A 20,769-nucleotide genomic window follows, 5' to 3' on the forward strand; every position below is an offset into this window, starting at 1 on the left:
AGCGCGATCCTCATCGGATGAGCAGCGCTCCCGGCGCCGAGCGGCTAAGCTCGGGCCGCGTCTGCCCATGAAGTTCGTCCACGCCGCCGACCTCCACATCGACAGCCCCCTCCGCGGGCTCGACCGTTACCCGGGCGCCCCCGTCGAGCAGATCCGCGGGGCGACCCGCCGCGCGCTCGAGAACCTCGTGGACCTCTGCCTCGCCGAGGAGGTCGATCTCCTGCTCCTCGCGGGTGACATCTATGACGGCGACTGGAAGGACTACAGCACGGGCCTGTTCTTCGCCGCGCAGCTCTCCCGCCTGCGCGCCGCCCGGGTGGACGTCGTGCTCCTCTATGGCAATCACGACGCCGAGAGCAACATCACGCGTCACCTGGAGCTCCCCGAGAACGCCCGGCGGCTCGATCCCCGCCGCCCGGAATCCATCGTCTTCGATCGGCTCGGGGTCGCCGTCCACGGACAGAGCTTCGCGACCAAGGCCGTCACCGACGATCTCGCCGCAGGTTATCCGGACGCGCGGGCGGGCCTCTTCAACATCGGCATGCTCCACACCTGCCTGGGCGGCCGCGAGGGCCACGACAACTACGCTCCTTGCAGCCTGAACACCCTCGTCGGGAAGCGATACGATTACTGGGCGCTCGGCCACGTGCACACCCGGGAGGTGCTCTCGCGCGATCCGTACATCGCGTTCCCCGGCAACCTCCAGGGCCGCCACGCCCGCGAGACCGGCGAGAAGGGCGCCCTCCTCGTCGCGGTGGACGACGGCCGCATCACCTCGGTCGAGCACCGCCCCCTCGACGTCGTGCGCTGGAGCGCCTGCGAGGTCGATCTCTCCCCGGCCGCGAGCGCGGACGACATCGTGGATCTGACGCGGGAGGAGCTCGAGCGGCGCCTCGCCGAGGCGGACGGGCGCACGCTGGCCGCGCGGGTCTTCCTGTGCGGCGCGACGAAGGCGCACGCCGCGCTCCGCGCCGATTTCGAGCGCTGGACGGGGCAGATCCGCGCGATCGCCAACGATCTCGGCGGCGCGCTCTGGATCGAGCGCGTGCTCTCCCGGACGATCTCGCCGCTCCAGGTGGGCGCGCTCGAGGAGCGGGACGACGCGATCGGCCAGCTCACGCGGTCGCTGCGCGCGCTGCGCGACGACGAGGCGGGCCTGTCCTCGCTGCTGCGCGAGTTCGCGAGCCTCAGGAGCAAGCTGCCCGTCGAGGCGCGCGAGGGGGACGACGCGATCCGCCTCGACGACCCGGCGTTCCTGCGCGAGGCGCTCGACGACGTGGAGCACACGCTGATCTCGCGGCTGCTCGGCGCGAGCGACGCGCCCTGAAGGTCGGGCGCGGCCCGCTCGAGCTCCGACGCCGCGGCTCGACGGTCGACGGCGCGCAGCCCTCCGGCCGCGGCTTGACGGCGCGCGGTTCTCCACCATGCACACCTCGCGATCCGGCGTGACGCGAGATCACCTCGAACGTCCGGACGCCATGAAACGGGGGAATCATGGTCGACCAGGACGCTTTTCCGGAGCTGTTCCATCCGAGCAGCCGCGCCGAGCCGCATGCGATCTACGCGCGCATGCGGGCCGCGGGGCGCATGCATCGCCTCATTCACCCCCGCCTCGACGTGCCCATCTGGGTGGCCGTGCGTTACGACGACTGCGTGGACCTCCTCAAGGATCCGCGCCTGTTCCGCGACTTCCGCAAGCTCCCCGACGAGGTGCGCCGGCGTTATTTCCCGCTCAGCGACCGCACGACCTTCATGGATCAGCACATGCTCGACGCCGATCCGCCGGATCACACGCGGCTCAGGGCCATCGTCCAGCGGGCGTTCTCGCCGCGGATGATGGAAGGGCTGCGCCCGCGCATCCAGGAGATCGCGGACGGGCTCATCGACGCGGTGATCGACCGGCGCCGGATGGAGCTCGTGGCAGACTTCGCGTTTCCGCTCCCCACCGCGGTGATCGCCGAGCTGCTCGGCCTCCCCGTCGAGGATCGCGGCCGGTTCCGCCGGTGGACCAAGATCCTCCTCGCGCCAGCGAAAGATCGCGAGTTCGTGGAGCGCGCCCAGCCCGTGGTGGAGGAGTTCGCGGCGTACTTCCGGGCGCTCGCCGACGCGCGCCGGAAGGCCCCGCGCGACGACCTGATCAGCGGCCTCCTGCTCGCCGAGGAGCAGGAGCACAAGCTGAGCCCGGCGGAGCTCTCGAGCATGGTGTTCCTGCTGCTCGTCGCGGGCCACGAGACCACCGTGCACCTCATCGCGAGCGGCATGTTCCTCCTGCTCTCGCACCCCGCGGAGCGGCGCCGGCTCGACGAGGACCCCGGGCTCGTCGGCTCCGCGGTGGAGGAGGTGCTGCGCTGCGAGGGGCCGGCGGAGCTCTCGATGATCCGCTGGTCGCTCGAGGACATCGAGCTGTTCGGCGCCCGCGTGCCGGCGGGAGAAGGGGTCGCGGCGGGGCTCATGGCCGCGAACCGGGATCCAAAGCACTTTCCGGATCCGGATCGCTTCGATATCGGCCGCTCGCCGAACCGGCACATCGGCTTCGGGGGCGGCATCCACTTCTGCCTCGGCGCGATGCTCGCGCGGATCGAGGCGGCGATCGCCTTCTCGACGCTCCTCCGGAGGCTGCCGCGCATCGAGCTCGCCGTCCCGCCCCGCGACATCGTATGGAGCGAATGGCCCACGATCCGCGGCCCGGCGGCGGTGCCTGTGGCGTTCTGAGCGGGCGAGCGCTCAGCCCCCCGAGGGGGCCGTCCTGGCGTAGGCGCGCAGCACCTCCGCCACGCTCCACGCCTGGGCGACGCACCCGCGGGGCGTGAACGGCGGCTCGGCGTCGAAGATCTCGCTGATCGAGCCGGCGCAGGCCTCGTCGAGGTGCGGCGCGAAGCCCTCGAGCAGGCGCCGCGCCCCGGCGAGATCGGTGGGATACACCTTCAGCCAGGCGTCGATGAACGGGCCCATGAGCCACCCCCACACGGTGCCCTGGTGATAGGCCATGTCCCGCGCGCGGAGGTCGCCGAAGTACTTCGGTTTGTAGTCCGGGTGCCCCGGCGCGAGCGACCTGAGGCCCACGGGCGTCCAGAGCCGCTCCTTCACCTGATCGACGATCCCCTTCCAGCGCGCGGGATCGAGGACGGGGTGAGGCAGCGAGATCGCGAGGAGCTGGTTCGGACGGAAGGCGTCGTCGGCGCCCTGCTCGCCGTCGATCACGTCGTAGAGATAGCCGTGCTCCTCGGACCAGAAGCGCCGGTTGAAGGAGGCCTTGACCTGCTCGGCGGCCGCGCCGTAGCGCCTCGCCGCGCCGTCGCCGTCGGACTCGCGCGCCCAGCGCTCGATGAGGCGCAAGGCGTTGTACCAGAGCGCGTTGATCTCCACGGGCTTCCCCCGGCGTGGCGTGACCACGTAGTCGCCGACCTTCGCGTCCATCCAGGTCAGCTGAAATCCCTCTTCCCCCTGGCGGATCAGGCCGTCCTGCGGGTCGGCGCGGATGCCGAAGCGCGTCCCGCGGGTGTGGTGCTCGACGATATCGATCAGCGTGGGGAGGATGAGCCGGAGCGTCTCGCGATCCCCGGTGGTCGCCAGGTAGCGATCGAGCGCGTGGAAGAACCAGAGGGTGGCGTCGGCTGTGTGGTAGAGCCCGTCGTTCTTGCCCTCCGGGAACATGTTGGGGATGAGCCCGTCCTTCACGTAATGGGCGAACGTGCGGAGGATGTAGCCCGCCTCGGTGTGGCGCCCGGTGACGAGCGTCAGCCCCTCGAGGCTGATCATGGTGTCGCGGCCCCAGTCGGTGAACCAGTGATAGCCCGCGATGACGGTGCGCACCTCGTCGCCCGCGGCCCGGGCGCGGGCGGCGTCCTCGACGCGGCCCGCGGGGCTGATGAGGAACTGATCGGCGCCGAGGACGAGCTCCGCCGCCGGCCCGGTGCGGACCTCGGGCGCCGCGGCGAGCAGGAGCCGCGTCCGGCGCTTGCGCTCCGCGCGCTGCACCTCGTCCGTGGAGAGGGCGTTGAGCGTCTCCCAGGCCTCCGTGGACGCGATCAAGGTCGCGCTGCCGGAGACCGGGAGCTCGAGGCTGAAGAGGCCAGGGCTGTAGAACTCGCCGACGGCGTCGTATCCGCGGCTCTGCTCGATCCGGTAGCGGACGTTGCGCAGGCGGGCGCTCTCGATCCTGAACTCGGCCCGAGCGCCCTGGACCTTCAGCCGGAGCGGCGGCAGGTCACCCGGCGACGCGAGCTCGTAGCGATCCTCGACCACGGTGAGCGCATAGGGGCCCGCCACCGGCCGATCGAGCGCGCCCTCGTGCGGCCGGAAATTCACCCACGGCTGGAGCTCGATCCGCACAGGGCCCGTCCCCTCGACGAGCGTGTACGTGACATGGACCGTGTTCTGCGCGTGGGGCAGGAGGAGGCGCCGCTCGATCGCCACCCCCGCGCCCTCGTAGCGCCAGACGGGGAGCCCGGCCTCGAGGCGGAACTCGGCGAGATCGATGACCTGCGCGGCGCCGTCGTCGAGCCAGGGCTCCTGACCGCCCACCTGGTACACCCCGTCCTCCGCGGTGAAGATCCGGGTGGAGAGATCGCTGAGCATCATGGTGCGGCCGAGGGGGGCCGGCAGCGCGGAGATCAGCAGTCCATGGAAGCGGCGGGTCACCGCGCCGGAGACGGTGCCCGACGCGTAACCGCCGAGTCCGTTCGTGACGAGCCATTCCCGCGTGAGCGGGTCCGAGCCGCGCTCGGCGTCGTCCTGCGAGGTGGGGGCGGCGCCCCGGGACCAGACCATCCTCCGGCAGATCTCGTCAGCGTACATGCTTCCTGGGCTCCTCTGGGCGCGGACTCGCGCTCGTCTTCTCGGGCACCGGCGTCCCGACCACGGGGTGGAGGAGGATCGCCGCCTCGCCCGGGATGTGGACGCCCTCCTCGGTGATGACAGGTGGGCTGCCTTGGCCCCCGTAGCGGGGGGACTCGCTGGACCACGACGTCTCCCAGCGGCGCCCGGGCGGCGGGGCGAAGAGCGGCTCCGGCAACGACCCTCGATGGATGTCCCGCCCGAGGTTGACGAGGAGCAGCCGGTCGTCGCCGTCGTCGCCGAAGTAGCGCAGGAGGAAGGCGTGGGCCGAGAGGACGGCCCCGTCGACGCCGCGCGGGCGCTGGGCCCGGATCACCGGGTCGCGCCGGCGGAGCGCGATGAGGTCCTCGTGGAGGGCGTAGAGGGCGGCGTTCCGCTCGCGCTCGGAGAAATCGAGCTTGCAGCGCTCGAACGTCCGCGGGTCGCTCGGATCGTCGAGCTGCGCGCGGACCTCCGGCGCCGAGCAGGACGGGAACTGCTCGAGGAACTCCGCCCTGCCCTTGCGCACGAGCGGGGCGAGCTCGGGGCTATGGTCGGCGAAGAAGAGGAACGGCGCGGAGGACCCGAACTCCTGCCCTTGAAAGAGCATGGGTGTCCCCGGGGCGAGGAGCAGGGCCGCCGACATCGCCCGGAGCCTGCCCGGGCTCACGATGTGACAGAGCCGCTCGCCTCGCGCTGTGTTGGCGACCTGATCGTGGTTCTCCAGGAAGAGGACGAAGCGGGCCGGCTCGACGCCGAGCGCCGGCGTCCCTCGCCGCTGCTTCTGCCATTGATAGCGCTGCCCCTGGAAGAGGAACCCGTGCTTCAGGGCGGAGAGGAGCTCCTGGGGCGAGCCCTCGTGATCGCTGTAATAGGCCTCGCTCCGGCCGGTGAGCGCCACCTTGGCGCTGTGGTGAAAATCGTCGTTCCAGATCGCGTCGAGCCCGTAGCCGCCCCGCTCGGCGGCGCGGATCAGCCACTCTTCCTGCGACTCGTTCTCGGCCACGAGGAACGTCTCCTTGCCCTTCGCCGCCTCCCGCACGCGGCGCGCGACGGCGGCGAGGATGTGGTCCTTCGAGCCATCGTAGATGTTCTGCGTCGCGTCGAGCCGGAGCCCGTCGAGGTGGAACTCGTCGATCCAGTAGCCGGCGTTGGTGATGAAGTACTCCCTCACCGCCTCGGATCGCGGGCCGTCGAAGTTGATCGCCGCTCCCCAGTCCGTCCTGTGACGATCGGTGAAGTAGTCCCCGGAGAACTGGCCGAGGTAGTTGCCGTCCGGGCCGAGGTGGTTGTAGACGACATCGAGGATCACCGCGATCCCGGCGCGGTGCGCCGCGTCCACGAAGCGGCGGAGATCGTCCGGGCTGCCGTAGAGGCGCGTCGGCGCGAAGAGGTTCACGCCGTCGTACCCCCAGTTGAAGCGGCCGGGGACCTCGGCGATGGGCAGCAGCTCGATCACGGAGATGCCGATCCGCGCGAGCTCCGGCAGCTCGCGGGCGGCGGACTCCCATGTGCCCTCCCGGGTGAAGGTCGCGATGTGCATCTCGTAGACGACTTGCCCCTTCAGCGGGGCGCCCCGGAATGCCGCGTCGCTCCATGAGAACGCGCCGGGATCGATCACCTCGGAGGGCCCGTGCGGCCCCTCCGGCTGCGACCGCGAGGCGGGATCGGGAGTGAGCGCCTCGCCGTCGTCGAGCCGGAACCGGTAGCGGGTGCCGCTCGCGGCGGACGCGACGAGCCCCGCGAAATAACCGCCCTCCTCGGGCCGCAGCGGGGCGGCCCCGCCGCTCCCCGGCCCGGCCTCCAGGACGACCTCGACCTTGCGCCTGGCTGGCGCCCAGACACGGAAGTGGACTCCTTTCCCGACGAGCACCTCTGCGCCGATGGGCAACCGCCTCTCCGTCTTGAGCTCCAGCATTGAAATGAATTCTAGGCGCAACACAGATGACGTCCAGCGCCTATATGCACATGACGACGCTACCGACATCACTGCTCAGCTGTCGAGCGCAACGTGCCTTACGGAGCTGCCTGAGAGCGATCAGGAGCAAACCGACATCGAGGCCAGCGCTGTCTGTGTGGCGAAATTGCGCGACGTGAGCTCGCTCTGAAGCGCGCGCGCCGCTGGGCTTCCTCCGTGCGCAAGGCGCGTGTTCGAGGACACGAAAGAGATAAAGCGAGACAGGAGTCGACCCATCGAGATGGGGAGAGGCGATGAAGTGGGCTTGACGGCCTTGCGATGGAAGGCGATGAAGCGCGCTCTCCGCGGCTACGGGTGGGCGATGACGACGAGGGTGCGCGCGCGCCGGAGCACGCAGCGCAACGCTCGCTCCAGCGTCTCCGGGTCGAGCGCGGCGAAGCTCTCGTCGAGCACGACGACCTCGGCGCCCTGCAGCAGCGCGCGCGCCATGTAGAGCCGGCTGCGCTCGCCGTGCGAGAGCTGCCAGCCCGTCTCGCCCACCACCTGCTCCAGCCCCCCCGGCATCCGGCCGAGCAGCTCGCCGAGGCCGAGCTCGTGGCAGATCTCCTCGGCCTCCGCGAGGTCGTCGGGCCTCGGCGGCCAGCGCCTGCCCATCAGCAGGTTGTACGCGAACGTCCCGGCGAGGACGTGGTTCTCGTGGAACTGCGGCGCCGCGGCCACGCGGCGCCTCCACGCGGCGGCGCCCAGCATGTGGCGGTCGAGCCCGTTGAGCAGCAGCAGCCCCGCGTCGGGCGCGCGAAGCCCCGAGAGCAGCGCGCTCAGCGTCGACTTCCCGCCGCCCGAGGGCCCCTCGAGCAGGAGGCGGTCGCCCGCCGCGATCCGCACCGACACGTCGACGACCGCGGGGCGCGCCCGTCCCTTGTGCCGGAACGAGAGCTCGTGCCCCTCCAGGACCACGGCGCGGGCCTCGGCGTCGCCCCCCCGCGCGCGGGCCGGCGATCGCCCCGCGTCGGGGGGCAGCGGCGGCGGCGGCGGCCCGCCGCGGGCGGCCGCCTGGAACAGCGTGGAGACCTGCTCCCACGCGATCGCCGCGCTGGCGAGGCTCGACAGGCCGCCCGAGAGGCCCTGGAGCGCGCGGCTCGCGAGCAGGACGCCCCCCAGCGCCACCGCGTACGCCCCGGCGGAGCCGGTGCCCGCGAGGAACGGCGGCAGGAGGCCGGCGATGCCCGCGATGAGCCAGCCGCGCGGCATCAGCGCGCCGATCTCGATCTGGCTCCGGTCGATGTCGCGCGACCGCAGCAGGTACTGGGCGAGCGCCTCGTCCTCGCCGTGGTGCCAGCGGCCGTGGCGCTCCTGGGCGAGGCGGGTCCGGTGGCCGACGAGGCGCTCGATGAGGTCGTGCGTCATCGCGAGCCGCGCGGCGGTCCAGCGCGCGCGCCGCCGGTAGAACCGCACGCAGAGCGCGAGGACCAGCGCCGCCCAGGCGACGAGCAGCAGCGCGTGGATCGCGCCCGCCGCGCCCTGGGCGAGCACGGCCGCCGCCGCCGCGAGCTCGAACGCCGACGCGACCGCCGCGACGCCGCCGCCCATCGCGAGCCCCTCGATCGCCTCGGACTCGATCACGCGGCCGAGGAAGCGCCCCGCGCCCTCGCTGCGCACCTCCTCGGCGTCGAGCGCGAGCGCGCCCGAGAGCAGGCGCTGCTTGACCAGCGCGCTCGAGTCGATCGCGACGAGGCCGGACAGCCACGCCATGAGCTGGCGCAGCGGCACGACCGTCGCGAGCAGCAGCGCGCCGGCGACGAGCCACCCCTCGTCGAGGTGGTCGTCGAGGATGCTGCGCCCCACGGTCATCCACACAAGGATCCAGAGCGTGTAGGCCGCCGCGTGGGCCGCGAGCAGGCCGAGGAGGCGGCGCGGGATCCGCGCGGCCTGCGCCTGCCGCGCGAGCGGCGCGCCCGGCGGCAGGCGCAGGCTCCAGATGCCGTCGATGATCACGGGCCCGAGGCGCTCGTCGAGCAGGGCCCGCCGCGCGCGCCCGCGCCGCCGCGGCCGCACGGCCGCGCGCGCGAGGACGCGCTCGATCTCCGGGAGCACCTGCGCCTCGATCGGGCGGCAGATGCGGCCGGCGATCGCCTCGACCGGGACGCGCGCCGCGGAGCGGTCGGCGCGGAGCGCGGCGAGGTCGCGCCCCCTGCGCCCCACGACGGCGAGGAAGCGGGGCGCGCCGCCGTCGCGCAGCCACACGAGCGCGGGCGCGACGCGGAGGAGCGCCTCGCCGATCTCGTCGTAGCGCGCCGCGATCGGCTCCGCCTCGACGCCGAGGTACGCCGCGGCCTGATCGATCCACGCCCCGAGCGCGTCCGCGCTGCGGAGGTGCCCGGCGGCCGGGATGGGCGCCGCGACCGCGCGCGGGCCGAGGCCGCCCTGCGTCGCGAGCGCCTCGAGCGCGTCGCCGAGGCGCTCCGCCGGCCACTCGAGGGCGCCGAGCGGATCGACCGCGTGGTCTGGCCGCGCTCCCCACCCAGGTTGCGCCTCCGCCCCGTCCGGCCGGGCTTCCCACCCGGGTTGCGCCTCGGCGGTCACCTCCGCTGGCCCTCCGCTGGCGCTCCGCCACCCTCCGCTGGCGCTCCGCCACCCTCCGCTGGCGCTCCGCCACCCTCCCCCGTCGCTCCGGCGTCCTCCCCCGCCGCCTCGGCGATGCGCCCGCGCGCGACCTTCAGCCGGCGCCACCCGCCGCTCGACCAGAGCCCTCGCTGCACCGCTGCCTCGGCCTCGAGCAGCGCGCGGTAGCGCGAGCCGGGGCGCGCCGCGAGCTCGGACGGCGCCCCGTCCTCGACAACGCGCCCGCCGTCCACGACGAGCACCCGCTCGAACGATCGCGTCTCGCCGACGTCGTGGGTGACGCACAGGAGCGTCGCGCGCCGGAAGCGCCGCCGCGCCCGGGCGAGCAACGCCCGGCGGCGCTCCCGGTCAAGGCCGCGGAACGGCTCGTCGAGGATCGCGAGCCGCGCCTCGCTCCGCAGCATCGCCCGGCCCAGGCGCAGCCGCTGACCCTCGCCGCCGGAGACGAGCCCCCCGCCCTCGCCGAGCAGGGTCTTCTGCCCCTCCGGCAGCCGCTCCAGCACCTCGCGCAGCTCGGCCTCCTCGACGACGGCGCCGAAGTCGGCCGCGTCGTCGGGCGCGCCGTAGCGGAGGTTGTCGAGGAACGATCGGTTCCAGATCTGGACCGCCGGGTCGACCCACGCTGTCTCCTCGCGCAGCGCGCGCACCCGCTCGCCGTCGAGGGGGCGGCCGTCGACGAGCACCCTGCCCTCGCTCGCCCGGTGCCAGCCAAGCAGGACCCCGACGAGGCTCGACTTCCCCGCGCCCGAGGAGCCCACGATCGCCACGTGGCTGCCCGCCGCGATCTTCAGATCCACCCCGTCGAGGATCACGTGGCCGGCCGCCTGGATGCGGACGCGCTCGAAGGTGATCGCGCAGCCCGCGCCGCCGGCGCTCCCTTGCGCGAGCGGCGCCGCTGCGACGGGGGCGCGCGAGGGGGCGCCGGCGCGCAGCTCCTCCGGCGCGCCGAGCGGCTCGAGCAAGCGCAGCGCCGTGTTGCGGTGCCCCGGGTACTGGAGCAGCGTGCTCGCGAGCGCCTGCCCGATGGCGGGCAGCGCGAGCGCCCAGTAAAAGAGCAGGAGCGCCCGCGAGAGGGCGCCCCCGCGGGCGAGGAAATCGCCGAGGATCCACGCGGCGAGCGCGAAGCCGATCAGCGCCTGCGCCCCGTCGACGGCGAGGGCGGCGCGGAGGAGCGCGCGGCCGGCGAGCGCCCACTCCCCGAGCAGGCCCGCGTGCTCGCGCCGCACGGCCCGCTCCGCCGCGTGCGCCCGGATCGGCACGAGGCCGAGGAGCGCGTCGAGGTAGAAGCTCGTGAGCGCGCCGGCGTGGGTGCGGACGCGCAGGTCTCGCTCGACGAGGACGCGGTTCCCCGCGAACGGCAGCGCCAGCGCGAGCGCGGCGCCCGGCACGGCGAGGCGCGCGCTCCCGGGATCGATCCAGACGATCGCGGCCGTGGTCACCGCGAGGTCGAGCGCCGAGCGCGCGATCTGGCCGCCGAACGCGGGCAGGCCGCGCAGCACGTGCAAGCTGTGGCCGCGCTGCGCCATGTCCGAGGCCGGGCGGCTCTGGAAGTAGCGATCGCCGATGCGCGGGATCTTCGCGAGGAACGCCATCCGCAGCCGGACCTCGAGGTGGCGCCCGAGCCGGATCATCCCCGTGGTCAGCGAGAGATCGAGGGCGAGCTCCACCGCGAGGAACGCCGCGAGGGCGATGAGGGCGGCGAGGCGCTGCTCGAACAGCGCGAGATCGCTCGAGATCTGGAGCAGGCCCCGGAAGAGGAGGCTCTCCAGCACCACCGTCGCGACGCTGAGCAGGAGCGCGCCGGCGAGCACGGCGGGCGTCAGCAGGCCGTCCTCGCGGATCATCCGGAGGAGCGCGCGCGCAGGCGGGACCTCGCGCTCCGCGAGGGCGGCCGCGAGGTCGGGGGGGAGGCGCGCCTCGCCGCGAGCAGCCGCCTCGCCGCCAGCGGTCACCTCACCGCGAGCAGCCACCTCACCACGAGCGACCGCCTCGGCGTGCGCCGGAGGCTCGGGGGCGGAGGCGCCCGGCGCGCCGTCGCGGCCTGCCGGCGCGCGGGCGAAGCCGAGCGGCCGCCGCCCGCGGATCCGCACGAGCACGGCGCCCCGCGTGAGGACCATCGCCTCCCCGGACGGATCGGCCGGCCCCGGACGCGCCGTCCAGAAGCCGGGCGGGATCATCTCCTCCCGGGCGGCCTCGCCGTCTCGGTCGAGCAGCGCGCCCAGCACGCGCGCGGCCTCGCGTCCGCGCTCGAGGCCGCCGGAGCGCACGAGCGACGTGACCAGGCGCGCGCCGGCGTCGAGCGCGGCGATCGCTCGCCAGTCCCGGTCCGACAGCGCCGCCTCGATCGGCCGCGCCCCAGCGCCGAGCCAGGCGAGCCGGCGCCCGAGCGGCCGCGTGAACCCGTCGCTCGCGGCCCACGCGCGGAAGTCCGCCGCGGACAGGGGCAGCTCGTGCTGGTAGAGCTCGGCTTCGAGCTGCCGTCGCGTGACCCAGCGCCGCCCCGTGCCCGGGTCCATGATCTGCGCGAGGCCGCCGTGCCGGCGCCAGATCACGACGATGTGGAGCGGCCCGGTCGACTGCCGCACGATTGCCAGGGCGGGCAGCGCCTGCGCCTCGTCGAGGAGCACGTGCTCCGGCGGCACGAGGATCTGCTGGGCCACGAGCCCGAGCTGCTCCGCGAGGTCCTCGAGGGTGTCGATGGAGGTGCCGTCGACGTCGGTCTGGCAGGCCTCGCGCAGGCGCCCGTAGCTCACGCCGACGCCGAAGCCCTCGAGCACGCACTTGAGCGTGGCGGGCCCGCAATCCATCGCCGACGTCTGCACGACCTCCGGCGCGAGGAGCCTCCGCCGCGGGCTCGGCGGCCGGCGGCGGGGATCGGCGCTCGCGGCTCGCTCCGGCGCGGATCGTGGCGAAGATCGTCGATCGGCGCCCGCCGTCCCCTGGCTCACCCGTCCGCTCCGCCGCGGACCCTCACGATCTGCCCTGCCGCCCGCAGCACGAGCGACGCCGGCGAGACGCGCTCCATCTCGATGACGACGTTGCCGGGCAGCCCGTGCTGCATCGGGATCGGCGACGCGGGATCGGGGCGCACGCCGAGCTCCACGCGGATGCGGCCCTCCTGCGCCTCGCTGGCGACGCGCTCGACGGTGGTGGCCAGCGTGCCGTATTCGGTCCAGGGGAACGCGTCGAGGCGCAGGCGCCCCGCCTGCCCCGCGCGGATCCGCCCGACGGAGGAGGGCGGGAACTCCGCGATCACCCTGAGCTCGCCGGGCGGCACGACGGCGGCCACGACGTCCCCTTCGCGCACGAAGGAGCCGGCGCGCAGCACCGTGATCTCACCGACGCGCCCGGCGATGGGCGAGCGGATCTTGCGCCGCTCGATCTCGGCGAGCAGCCCCGCGATCGTCGCCTCCAGCACGAGCCGCTCCCCCTCGAGCGAGGCCGCCTCGCGGTCGAGCCGCGCGAGCTCGGCCTGCTGCTCGCTCTGCCCGGTGCGTCGCTCGACGTCGGCCCGCGCGGCGGCGCGGTCGAGCGCCTCGGTCGCCGAGCGCCGCGACAGCGCCTCGGCCGCGAGGCGCGCCGCCTCGGCCTCGGAAACGAGCCCGTCCTGCCGCAGGCGCACGGCCCGCGCCGCCTCGAGCTCCTGGAAGCGCGCGCCCGCCTCCGCCTCCTTGAGCCGCGCCTTCGCCTCGTCGATGCGCGCGCGCGCCGCCTCCGCCCCGTCGCGCAGCGCCCGCGAGCGGGCCGCGATCTCGGCCCGGAGCGGCCCCATCTGCCCCGCGATGGCCGAGATCCGGGCCTGCTTGTCGTCCATGTCGCGGCGGAGCGGCTCCACGTCGAGCTCGACGAGGACGTCGCCCGCGGCGACCTCGGCCCCGAGGAGGTCGAGGCGGACCGCGGCGACCCTCCCGCCGAGGGGCGCCTCGACGCGGTGGGCCGCCTGCCCCACCTCGAGGCGCGCGCTCACGCTCGCCTCGTACTGCCCGACGCGCGCGAGGAAGAACCACGCGAGCCAGCCTCCGAGCAGGAGCGCGCCGAGCGCGGCGCCGACGATCGAGCCGCGATGGCCGTCGGTCGCGATCGCGTGGATCGAGCGTGAGAACCCGGCGGGCATGAGGGGTCGCGCCAAGGTACACGAGCGAAGGATGCGCAGGAAGTCGCACCCATCGACGGGGAAGGCGATGAGCCTGGCAAAACTTCACGTGCAGCGCGGGCCGATCGAATGAATGCTCTCCTCCGCGGCTCCGCCGCAAGGCAGTCATTCCATTTGGATTGGAGGTCCCCCATGGCTGATATCGATCGTGATGGCGAGCAGAACGAGCAAACGGAGCAGGCGGAAACGGTGCCCTTCTTCGCTCGCTACCTGGAAGATCAGAAGCGCATCCGGACCGGCGTCAAAGCCGGCGGCATCTACCAGACCCTCAAGTACCCGTCGGACAGGGATGAGAACGTCACCATGAAGTACCCCTCCGACGGCGACGAAGATCTGGCCCTGAAGTGAACCGCGAACGCCGCGCGGCGGGTAACCGCCCGCGGCCGAGCGGAACCCACCGAAATCGCCCGCAACATCCCGTAACCCCGTAACAACACGCGACCACGCGACCACGCGACCACGCGACCACGCGACCACGCGACCACGCGACCACGCGACCACGCGTAACCAAGCTCAACACGATTCAACACCTTTGAGCGCCCGAGATTGAAAGATCGCCGCAACAGCGGAATCGCAGCATCACGGGATCGCGGAATTGCGACGTCGAGTCGCAGCAATCGTGCTGAAAAGCGTCAAAGATCACGCCTCGGGCTTGCGCCCCCGCATGGCTGCTCGCTATGTTAGCCCTCTTGCCCTCGGCGGCTCCGTCGCCGCGGCAACGCAACCATCCGGAGGTATCCCATGGCCGATATCGACAACCGTGAGCCCGAGCAGCAGGAGCAGAAGGACGACGCCGAGGCGGTGCCGTTCTTCGCTCGCTTCCTGGAGGATCAGAAGCGCGTCCGTACCGGCGTCAAGGCCGGCAGGCCGCCCTTCCAGACGCTGAAGTACCCGTCGGACCAGGAGGACGGCGGGGGCGGCGGGAAAGACCCCATCTTCACCACGATGAAGGCCCCCTCGGACAGCGACGAGATCTGAGCGCCGCATGGACCGCCCGCGCCCGTGCGAGAGAGGTACCCTGACGTGACGATGGCGAGCGCGGGCGTCCTCCTGGTCTCGCACTCCCAGGACGACTTCGGGATCGGGCGCGTGGCGGAGGCGCTGCGAAGGCGCGGCGCTCGCCCCGTCCGCCTGGACGTCGACCGGTTCCCTCGCGACATCACGCTCTCGACGGCGCTCGGGCCGGGCGGCGTGCGCCGCCGCCTGGAGGACGCCGGGGCCGAGATCGGCGGAGACGAGATCTCCGCGGTCTGGCTCCGGCGCCTCTGGGCGCCGAACCTCGGCGAGGGCATCCCCGAGGCGTACCGCGGCGCGTGTGTGCGCGAGTCGATGGCGGCGCTGACCGGCTGGCTGCGCGGGCTCCCCGCGCGGCGCTGGATCAACGAGCCCGCGGCCGAGGAGCGCGCCCAGGACAAGCTGCGCCAGCTCGCGGCGGCCGCGTCGGTCGGCCTTCGCGTCCCCGAGACGGTGGTGACGAACGACCCGGCCGAGGTCCGCGGCCTCTTCGCGCGCCTCGGGGGGAACGTGGTCGCCAAGATGCTCACGCCGTTCTCGACCAGCCTCGCCGGCGGCGCGCCCTTCGTCTTCACGCACGCCGTCGCGGAGGCCGACCTCGACGGCCTCGCGGGGCTGCGCCAGAGCCCCATGATCTTCCAGGAGCGCATCCCCAAGGCGCGCGAGCTCCGCGTCGCCTGCGTCGACGGCCGGTGCTTCCCGGGCGCGCTCGACGCGACCCGCTACGAGTCGATCGCGGTCGACTGGCGCCACCCGGACGTCATCGACGCCGGCATCGGGTGGGAGCCGGACGCCCTCCCGCGCGACGTCGAAGCGCGGCTCGGCGCGCTCCTCCGCGCCCTCGGGCTGGTCTTCGGGGCCGTCGACCTCATCCGGACGCCGGACGGAGAGCACGTCTTTCTCGAAGTGAACCCCGCCGGCGAGTGGGGCATGCTGGAGCGGGATCTCGGCCTGCCGATCGCCGACGCGCTGGCGGAGGCGCTGCTCGCTCCGACGGAGAACCGGTGACAGTCCTCATCATCACGCACAGCGAAGACAACGAGTGCATCGACCGCGTCGCCGCTGCGATCGCCAGGCTGGGCGGCCGGGCCTTCCGCTTCGACACCGACGCGTTCCCTGCGGGGGCGCGGCTCTCGCTCTCGTCGGGGGCCGGGGCGGGCCGCTCCACGCTGACAACCCGGGACGGCGCGCTCGACCTCGGCGAGGTGACCGCCGTCTGGTATCGCCGGGTCGCCTACGGCGCCAGGCTGCCCGCGTCGATGGATCCGCAGCTCCGGAGCGCGTCGGTCAACGAGGCGAAGCAGACCGCGGAGGGCATGCTCGCGGCGTTCCGCGTCCCGCAGGTCGACCCGCTGCCGGCGGTGCGCTTCGCGTCGAACAAGCAGGTGCAGCTCGACATCGCGCGCGAGGTCGGCCTCGACACGCCGCGCACGCTCACGACCAACGACGCGGACGCGGCGCGGGCCTTCGCCGCGACCTGCCCGGGCGGGGTGATCGCCAAGATGCTCTCGTCGTTCGCCGTCTACCGCGACGGCGAGGAGCACGTGGTCTTCACGAACGCCCTCGGGGCCGAGGACCTCGCGGACATGCGGGGGCTCTCGCTCTGCCCGATGACGTTCCAGGAGAACATCCCGAAGGCGCGCGAGCTGCGGGTCACGGTCGTTGGCGAGCGCGTCTTCACGGCCTCGGTCGACTCGCAGGCGGCGCCCGGCGCCGAGGTCGACTGGCGCCGGCAGGGGATCGAGCTCATCGACGCCTGGCGCAAGGACACGCTCCCGCCCGACGTCGAGACGGGCGTGCTCCGGCTGATGGATCAGCTCGGCCTCAACTACGGCGCGATCGACATCCTCCGCACGCCGGACGGCCGGCACGTCTTCCTCGAGGTCAACCCGTCCGGCGAGTTCTTCTGGCTGGAGCGCAACCCCGGGCTCCCCATCAGCGAGGCGCTCGCCGAGGTGCTGCTCGGCAAGGCGCCCCGGCGCGGCTCGTGGAGCGCCTTCCTCCACACGCCGGCGACGCAGCCCCGCTGAGCGGACGCTCGGCTCCGCCCGCCTGCCGTTTCCAGGACGACACGACCTGCCGCTCCGTCATCGGACGGACGGGCACCGCGCAACGCGCCCCGGCGCCGCGCGGTGCGGCTTGACAACGCCCGGAGGTTCCGCACTTGCTATCCGTTCAGGGGAGGGCACCGCCCCCTGCGCCCGGCAAGCGATCTCGTGAAGATCCTAGAGCTCCACCTCCTCGCGTTCGGCCCCTTCACGGATCTCCGGCTCGACTTCTCCTCGCCGTCGCCGGGCCTCCACGTCGTCTACGGCCCCAACGAGGCCGGGAAGAGCACCGCGCTCCGGGCGATCCGCGGCCTGCTCTACGGCATCCCGCACATCACGCCCGACGCCCACCTGCACCACAACACCGATCTCCGCGTCGGCGGCCGGCTCGCGGGCAGGGGCGACGCCGCGCTCGCGCTCGTCCGCCGCAAGGGGCGCGTGAAGACGCTCCGCGACCCGGACGACAACCCCCTCGACGACGCCGCGCTCGCGCCGGTGCTCGGCGGCGTGACGGAGGAGCTCTTCCGGACCTCGTTCGGGCTCACCCACGAGACGCTCCGCCAGGGCGCCGAGGCCCTGCTCCAGGGCAAGGGCGACGTCGGTCAGAGCCTGTTCGGCGCGGGGCTCGGCGGGCCGGGGCTGCAGCAGCTGCTCGCCACGCTGCGCCAGGAGGCGGACGAGATCTTCACACCCCAGGCGAGGACCCGCCCCCTCAACGAGGCGATCAAGGCCTTCGAGGCGGCCCGCAACGGAGCCAGGAGCGCCGCTCACCCGCCCGCGGACTGGACGCGCAAGCGGCAGGAGATCGACGAGCAGCGGGCCGAGCAGGAGCGCGTCGACGCGGAGCTGCGCGCGCTCCGGTCGACCGACAAGCGGCTCCGGCGCGCGCTCCGGGTGCTCCCGCTGCTCGAGGCGCGGCGCGCGATCCTCGGCCGGCGCGCCGCCCTCGGCCACGTCGTCCTGCTGCCCGAGGGCGCGCAGCGCGACCGCGAGGACGCCCAGGACCGCGCCGCCGACGCGAGCGCCCAGGCCTCGCGGCTCCGCGCCGACATCGCGGAGCTCGAGGCCCGCCACGCCGCGCTGGAGGTCCCCGCGTCGCTCGCCGACCTCGACGCGGGCGCGATCGACGGCCTCGTGACCCGGCTCGGCAGCCACCGCAAGGCCGCCGTCGATCTGCCGCGCGTCCGGGCGGAGCTCCACGGCGTCGAGGAGGACGCGCGCGCGATCCTCCGCAGGCTCGGGCGGGACGCCTCGCTCGCCGGCGGCGACGACCCCGCGCGGCTGGAGGCGATGCGCGTCGACGTCGCGACCGAGGCGCGCATCAAGAAGCTCGCCCGCGAGCGCGGCGCCGCCGAGGCCAAGCCGCGCGAGGTGGAGCGGCTGCTCTCGGCGCACCGCGCGCGGCGCGACGCCTGCGCGCGCAGGCTGGCCGAGCTGCCGCCGGGCGAGGACCCCGCCCCGCTCCGCGGCGCGCTCTCTCGCGCGCAGAAGCAGGGCGACCTCGAGCACCGCCTCCGCGAGGCCGCCGCCGCGGCGGCGCAGCTCGCCCGCGAGGCCGACGCGCAGCGCGATCGGCTCGGGCTCGGCGTGGCCGCGAAGCGGACGCGCCTCGACGTCGACGATGCAGCGCGGCCGGCGCGCCTCGACGCGGGCGGCGCGCCCGAAGGCCGGCCGCTCTCCGCGGCCGAGGCGAGCGCCCTGCCCGTCCCGCTCCCCGAGACGGTCGACAAGGCGGCCGCGCTGTGGGGCGCGCTCGCCCGGGAGCGCGAGCGGCTCGGCGAGCGCGCCGCCGAGATCGAGGCGCGCCTCCGCGAGAGCGCCCGCGAGATCGACGCGCTCCAGCGCGCCGGCGCCGTCCCCACGGAGGCCGACCTCGCGGAGGCGCGCGAGCGCCGGGACGCCGCCTTCAAGGCGCTGGTGCGCGCCCTCCAGGCGAAGGCGGGCGCCCGCGCGGCGGCCGCGTCGATCCACACCGCCTCGCTCTTCGACCTCGGCGCGGACGCGCCCGCCTCGCCCGGGGCGCGGCGCAGGCCGTCGCTCGCCGCGCGCGACGAGCCGCCGGCCGCCCGGGGGAAGCCCGACGACTACGCCGACCTGGTCCGCGCCGCCGACGTCCTCGCCGATCGGCTGCGCCGCGAGGCCGACCGGGTCGCCCGCCTGGCGCGGCTGCTCGCGGACGAGGCGCGGGCCCAGGCGGACCAGGCGCAGCTCGCCGCGGAGCGCGCCGCGCTGGCGCGCAGGGCCGAGGAGGCCGAGGCCGCGTGGCTCGAGCTGTGGCGGCCCGCGGGCGTCGCCCCGCGCTCCCCCGAGGAGATGCGCGGCTGGCTCGGCCGCTACGCGGCCTTGACCGCCACGGTCGACCGGCTGCGCGCCGCGGAGGCCGAGGCCGAGGCGCTGCGGGCCCGGATGCAGGCGCACGCCGCCGAGCTCCACGCGGCGCTCCAGGGCGCCCGCGCCTCGCACGGCGACGCGGCCGGCGCGGGCCCGCGCGGCGACGCGGCGAGCGTGAGCCCGCGCGGCGACGCTGCCGGAGCGCCGGAGGACGCGCCGGCGCGCCTCCCGGCGCTCGTCGAGGCCGCGGAGCAGGAGCTCGCGGCCATCGAGGGCGCGGCCCGGGAGCGCAAGGAGCTCCTGCGGGAGCGCAAGGAGCTCGAGCGCGAGATCGAGGACCTCGAGCGCGAGCAGGCGCAGCACGCGCGCGCGCTCGAGGCGTGGCGGGCCGAGTGGGCCGAGGGCGTGCGGCCGCTCGGCCTGCCCGGCGACGCCTCCGCGGACGAGGCCACGGCGATCCTCGACGAGCTCGGCGCGCTGTTCCGCAAGGCGGACAGCGCCGCCCACGAGCGCCGCCGGGTGCGCGGCATGGAGCGCGACGCCCGGGCGTTCGCGGCCGACGTCGCGGAGCTCGCGTCCCGGCACGCGCCGGATCTCGCCCCGCTGCCGGCGGATCAGGCCGCCGATCAGCTGATCAAGCGCCACCACAAGGCGCGCGCCGACCTGCGCGAGCGCGGCGAGATCGCGCGGAGCCTGGCCGACAAGCGCCGCGAGCTGGATCAGCAGGAGGCGCGCCGCGCGGCCGCCGAGGCGCGCCTCGCCAAGCTCTTCGAGGCGGCGGGCGTCCCGCGCGGCGGTGACGACGCCGACGACGTCGCCGCGCTCTCCCTGGCGGAGGAGCGCTCGCGCGAGGCGCGCCGGCTCGACCGCGAGCTCGTCGAGAACGAGGGCAAGCTCCTCGAGGCGGGCGAGGGCGCGGGCATCGCGGCGCTCGAGCAGGAGACCGCGGGAGTGGAGCGGGACGCGCTCGCGCTCGAGCTCGACCGGGCGGAGGAGCGCCTCGCGGCGCTCGAGGACGAGCGGCGCCGGATCGACAGGGCGCTCGGGAGCCTGGAGCAGGAGCGCGAGCACCTCCGGGCGACGGTGGGCGCCGCGGAGGCCGCCGCAGAGGCGCAGATCTGCCTCTCGCACCTGCGCGGCGAGGTGCGCCGCTACGTGCGGGCGCGCCTCGCCGCGGTGCTGCTCGAGCGCGAGATCGAGCGCTACCGCGAGCGCAACCAGGGCCCGATCCTGGCGCGCGCGAGCGCGCTCTTCCACCGCCTGACGCTGGGCGCCTTCGCCGGCCTCCGGGTGGGCTACGACGAGAGCGAGCAGGCGATCCTCCGCTGCGTCCGCGCGGCGGCGTCCGGCGCGGCGGCCGGCGGGGCAGCGGCCGCGAGGGCGCCCGCGCCGGACGGCGCGGCGGTGCCCGCGAAGGCGCCCGCGGACCCAGCGGCGGAGCCCGCGAAGGCTCCGGCGGACCCGGCGCCAGAGCCCGCGAAGGCGCCCGCGGACGCCGCGGCGGAGCCCGCGAAGGCGCCCGCGGACCCAGCGGCGGAGCCCGCGAGGGCGCCGGTGCAGCGCGAGGTGGACGTGACGGGCCTGAGCGACGGCACGCGCGACCAGCTCTACCTCGCGCTGCGCCTCGCGAGCCTCGAGCACCACGCGCGGACGGGCGAGCCGATGCCGCTCATCCTGGACGACATCCTGATCCACTTCGACGACGACCGCGCCCGGGCTGCCCTCGCGGTGCTCGGCGAGCTCGCGGGGACGACGCAGGTGCTGTTCTTCACGCACCACGCGCGGCTCTGCGAGCTCGCGCGCGAGGCGGTGCCGGCCGACGTGCTCCGCGAGCACCGCCTGCGGTAGCAAGGCCGGTCACCGCGATG

12 protein-coding genes are annotated in these 20,769 nt (G+C 74.5%); 7 read left to right on the forward strand and 5 right to left on the reverse strand.

Features of this window, described 5'->3' with window-relative positions; translation table 11 throughout:
* Positions 1-67 precede the first annotated feature (67 nt).
* Together WMF44_RS38200 and WMF44_RS38205 are read left to right on the forward strand one after the other, a co-directional pair.
* Positions 68-1,327, forward strand: coding sequence for a metallophosphoesterase family protein (locus WMF44_RS38200; RefSeq protein ID WP_437294976.1), 1,260 nt, complete (start codon positions 68-70; stop codon positions 1,325-1,327).
* 167 nt (positions 1,328-1,494) lie between these two features.
* Positions 1,495-2,712, forward strand: a complete 1,218-nt coding sequence (locus WMF44_RS38205; protein ID WP_437294977.1) for a cytochrome P450 family protein — start codon at positions 1,495-1,497, stop codon at positions 2,710-2,712.
* 12 nt (positions 2,713-2,724) lie between these two features.
* Here WMF44_RS38205 and WMF44_RS38210 read toward each other — a convergent pair whose 3' ends face one another.
* The 5 genes from WMF44_RS38210 to WMF44_RS38230 all read right to left on the reverse strand — a co-directional run bounded on the left by WMF44_RS38210 (position 2,725) and on the right by WMF44_RS38230 (position 13,469).
* The gene (locus WMF44_RS38210) at positions 2,725-4,797 is read right to left on the reverse strand and encodes an amylo-alpha-1,6-glucosidase (protein WP_437294978.1); all 2,073 of its coding nucleotides are present in this window, start codon (positions 4,795-4,797) and stop codon (positions 2,725-2,727) included.
* Positions 4,787-6,733, reverse strand: coding sequence for a malto-oligosyltrehalose trehalohydrolase (gene treZ / locus WMF44_RS38215; protein ID WP_437294979.1), 1,947 nt, complete (start codon positions 6,731-6,733; stop codon positions 4,787-4,789). Before treZ ends, WMF44_RS38210 begins: the two co-directional genes overlap by 11 nt.
* A gap of 348 nt (positions 6,734-7,081) precedes the next feature.
* On the reverse strand, positions 7,082-9,316 hold the full coding sequence (locus tag WMF44_RS38220; protein ID WP_437294980.1) for an ATP-binding cassette domain-containing protein: 2,235 nt from the start codon (positions 9,314-9,316) through the stop codon (positions 7,082-7,084).
* A complete protein-coding gene (locus WMF44_RS38225) occupies positions 9,313-12,303 on the reverse strand; it encodes an ATP-binding cassette domain-containing protein (RefSeq protein WP_437294981.1) in 2,991 nt (996 codons plus the stop codon). The genes WMF44_RS38220 and WMF44_RS38225 overlap by 4 nt, the downstream gene beginning before the upstream one ends.
* Positions 12,300-13,469 (reverse strand): HlyD family secretion protein, encoded by a 1,170-nt coding sequence (locus WMF44_RS38230; RefSeq protein WP_437294982.1) that lies wholly within the window; start codon positions 13,467-13,469, stop codon positions 12,300-12,302. Before WMF44_RS38230 ends, WMF44_RS38225 begins: the two co-directional genes overlap by 4 nt.
* Positions 13,470-13,640: 171 nt before the next feature.
* Between WMF44_RS38230 and WMF44_RS38235 the strand changes: the two genes are divergently transcribed.
* From WMF44_RS38235 to WMF44_RS38255, 5 genes are all read left to right on the forward strand, one after another.
* Positions 13,641-13,856: a microviridin/marinostatin family tricyclic proteinase inhibitor gene (locus tag WMF44_RS38235; RefSeq protein ID WP_437294983.1), complete on the forward strand. Its 216-nt coding sequence runs from the start codon at positions 13,641-13,643 to the stop codon at positions 13,854-13,856.
* A 393-nt stretch (positions 13,857-14,249) separates the two neighbouring features.
* Entirely contained in the window at positions 14,250-14,486 is a 237-nt protein-coding gene (locus WMF44_RS38240; protein ID WP_437294984.1) for a microviridin/marinostatin family tricyclic proteinase inhibitor, read from the forward strand.
* A 51-nt stretch (positions 14,487-14,537) separates the two neighbouring features.
* On the forward strand, positions 14,538-15,530 hold the full coding sequence (locus WMF44_RS38245) for an MvdC family ATP-grasp ribosomal peptide maturase (protein WP_437301661.1): 993 nt from the start codon (positions 14,538-14,540) through the stop codon (positions 15,528-15,530).
* A complete protein-coding gene (locus WMF44_RS38250; RefSeq protein WP_437294985.1) occupies positions 15,527-16,552 on the forward strand; it encodes an MvdD family ATP-grasp ribosomal peptide maturase in 1,026 nt (341 codons plus the stop codon). Before WMF44_RS38245 ends, WMF44_RS38250 begins: the two co-directional genes overlap by 4 nt.
* A gap of 186 nt (positions 16,553-16,738) precedes the next feature.
* The gene (locus WMF44_RS38255) at positions 16,739-20,749 is read left to right on the forward strand and encodes an AAA family ATPase (protein ID WP_437294986.1); all 4,011 of its coding nucleotides are present in this window, start codon (positions 16,739-16,741) and stop codon (positions 20,747-20,749) included.
* Positions 20,750-20,769 lie beyond the last annotated feature (20 nt).

Source organism: Sorangium sp. So ce426 (genome assembly GCF_051475585.1).
Lineage (GTDB): Bacteria > Myxococcota_A > Polyangia > Polyangiales > Polyangiaceae > Sorangium > Sorangium cellulosum_B.

Bases quoted from the DNA above. Each gene is read 5' to 3' on its own strand.
- WMF44_RS38200 (WP_437294976.1), top strand. From the start codon at position 68: ATGAAGTTCGTCCACGCCGCCGACCTCCACATCGACAGCCCCCTCCGC.
- WMF44_RS38205 (WP_437294977.1), top strand. From the start codon at position 1,495: ATGGTCGACCAGGACGCTTTTCCGGAGCTGTTCCATCCGAGCAGCCGC.
- WMF44_RS38210 (WP_437294978.1), bottom strand. From the start codon at position 4,797: ATGTACGCTGACGAGATCTGCCGGAGGATGGTCTGGTCCCGGGGCGCC.
- treZ (WP_437294979.1), bottom strand. From the start codon at position 6,733: ATGCTGGAGCTCAAGACGGAGAGGCGGTTGCCCATCGGCGCAGAGGTG.
- WMF44_RS38230 (WP_437294982.1), bottom strand. From the start codon at position 13,469: ATGCCCGCCGGGTTCTCACGCTCGATCCACGCGATCGCGACCGACGGC.
- WMF44_RS38235 (WP_437294983.1), top strand. From the start codon at position 13,641: ATGGCTGATATCGATCGTGATGGCGAGCAGAACGAGCAAACGGAGCAG.
- WMF44_RS38240 (WP_437294984.1), top strand. From the start codon at position 14,250: ATGGCCGATATCGACAACCGTGAGCCCGAGCAGCAGGAGCAGAAGGAC.
- WMF44_RS38245 (WP_437301661.1), top strand. From the start codon at position 14,538: ATGGCGAGCGCGGGCGTCCTCCTGGTCTCGCACTCCCAGGACGACTTC.